Origin of the sequence: Streptomyces pathocidini, assembly GCF_001418495.1 — a bacterium.
Lineage (GTDB): Bacteria > Actinomycetota > Actinomycetes > Streptomycetales > Streptomycetaceae > Streptomyces > Streptomyces pathocidini.
The window spans coordinates 1-1,894 of record NZ_LIQY01000656.1 but is presented as its reverse complement, the minus strand read 5'-3'; the positions used below and the strand labels follow the sequence as shown (position 1 = coordinate 1,894).

The window sequence follows — 1,894 nt, the reverse complement described above, 5'->3', positions numbered from 1 at the left end:
CCCGGTGGGCCGCGGCCCGCCAGTGCCCGGCGGCGGGGCTCAGTCTCCGTACTCGGACATCCCGTCCAGGAGCCGGGCGGCGGACGGCGGCACCCGTACCCCATGGATCCGCGAGGGCGGCACCGGCTCCGGGACCGGTGCCAGGTCGCCGTCCCGGACCGCCCAGTGCGGAGCCATCCGCGCGCAGTCCCCGCGCAGCTCCGCCAGCGACTCCGGCTCGACGGCAGCGGAGGCGGGGGCGGAGGCAGCAGCGGAGGCTGGGGCGGAAACGGAAGCGGAGACCGGCGGGGGAGCGGAACCGGGGTGCTTCGGCATGGGCCCTCCAGAACCGACAGATCCGAGGGGCGCGCTGAGCCGCGCACCCCGCTGACAAGGACCGTATGTTCCCAGCTCGGCGGGAAGAAAGCCCTACTTTTAGGTATTTTTATGCGGGGTCGGACCGGAGGCCCGGAGCCGGTAGCGTGGCCCCGTCGTCCGACCGCCATCGGAGCGCGTTCCCGCCCTCGTCCCTCCACAGCCGTAGGAGCAGACCCGTCGTGCGCATCGCTGTCACCGGCTCCATCGCCACCGACCACCTGATGACCTTCCCCGGCCGTTTCGCCGACCAACTGGTCGAGGGCNNTCCTCGTCGACGCCCTCGACGTACGCCGCGGCGGCGTCGGCCCCAACATCTGCTACGGCATGGGGTTGCTGGGCCTGCGCCCCGTGCTGGTCGGCGCCGCCGGCGCGGACTTCGACGAGTACCGCGCCTGGCTCGACCGGCACGGCGTGGACACCGCCTCCGTCCGCATCTCCGAGGTGCTGCACACCGCCCGCTTCGTCTGCACCACCGACACCGACCACAACCAGATCGCGTCCTTCTACACCGGCGCGATGAGCGAGGCCCGCAACATCGAGCTCCTGCCGGTCGCGGAGCGGCTCGGCGGGCTCGACCTGGTCCTCATCGGGGCCGACGACCCGGAGGCGATGCTCCGCCACACCGAGGAGTGCCGCTCGCGCTCCATCCCCTTCGCCGCGGACCCCTCCCAGCAGCTCGCCCGCCTCGAGGGCGACGACATCCGCGTCCTGGTCGACCAGGCCACGTACCTCTTCACCAACGAGTACGAGAGCGCGCTGATCGAGTCCAAGACCGGCTGGTCGGGCGAGGAGATCCTCGCCCGGGTCGGCACCCGGGTCACCACCCTCGGCGCCCGCGGCGTACGGGTCGAGCGCCGCGGTGAGAAGCCGATCGAGGTGGGCACTCCGGAGGAGGAGGCCAAGGTCGACCCGACCGGCGTCGGCGACGCGTTCCGCGCGGGCTTCCTGGCCGGTCTGTCGTGGGAACTCCCGCTGGAGCGCGCCGCCCAGTTGGGCTGCATGCTCGCCACCCTCGTCATCGAGACCCTGGGCACCCAGGAGTACGAACTCCGCCGCGGCCACTTCATGGACCGCTTCACCAAGGCCTACGGCGAGGACGCCGCCGCCGACATCCGCGCACACCTGTCGTAGGCCGCACGGGAGCCGCCCACCCAGGGCGGCTCCCTACGCCCGGCGGCGCACCAGATACGCCGACCCCCGCTCCGCCGGGCGCTCGCCCACGTACTCCTGGCCCCGCATCTCACACCACGCGGGGAAGTCCAGCCGTGCCGCCTCGTCGTCCGAGAGGACGGCCACGACCTCGCCGACCGCGACGTCGCCGATGACCTTCGCGAGCTCGATCACCGGCACCGGGCACCGCTTGCCCAGCGAATCGACGGTCAGCGCGGGCTCCTCGCCCCCGACCGCCCCGGCGGAAGCGGACGAGGGGCCCGCCTCCCCGCCGAAGGCGGCCGCCTCCTCGGCCTCCGCTTCCCCGGCCAGGGCGCCCGCTTCCCCCGCGAAGGCGCCCGCGTCCCCGGCCCCCGCGGCGGAGACC

At 73.7% G+C, this 1,894-nt stretch carries 3 protein-coding genes; 1 reads left to right on the top strand and 2 read right to left on the bottom strand.

The window, feature by feature from the left end; translation table 11 throughout:
* Positions 1–39: 39 nt before the first annotated feature.
* Positions 40–315 carry a hypothetical protein gene (locus AOK16_RS24140; RefSeq protein ID WP_055474228.1) on the bottom strand — a complete coding sequence of 92 codons (276 nt, stop codon included), beginning with the start codon at positions 313–315 and terminating at the stop codon, positions 40–42.
* 307 nt (positions 316–622) lie between these two features.
* Here AOK16_RS24140 and AOK16_RS24135 point away from each other — a divergent pair.
* A partial coding sequence (locus AOK16_RS24135) for a carbohydrate kinase family protein (RefSeq protein ID WP_240483730.1) occupies positions 623–1,488 on the top strand: 866 nt, incomplete at its 5' end.
* A 33-nt stretch (positions 1,489–1,521) separates the two neighbouring features.
* Here AOK16_RS24135 and AOK16_RS24130 read toward each other — a convergent pair.
* Positions 1,522–1,894: sulfurtransferase TusA family protein (locus AOK16_RS24130; protein ID WP_169790953.1), on the bottom strand; the 373-nt coding region annotated here is incomplete at its 5' end.

Bases quoted from the DNA above. Each gene is read 5' to 3' on its own strand.
- AOK16_RS24140 (WP_055474228.1), bottom strand. From the start codon at position 315: ATGCCGAAGCACCCCGGTTCCGCTCCCCCGCCGGTCTCCGCTTCCGTT.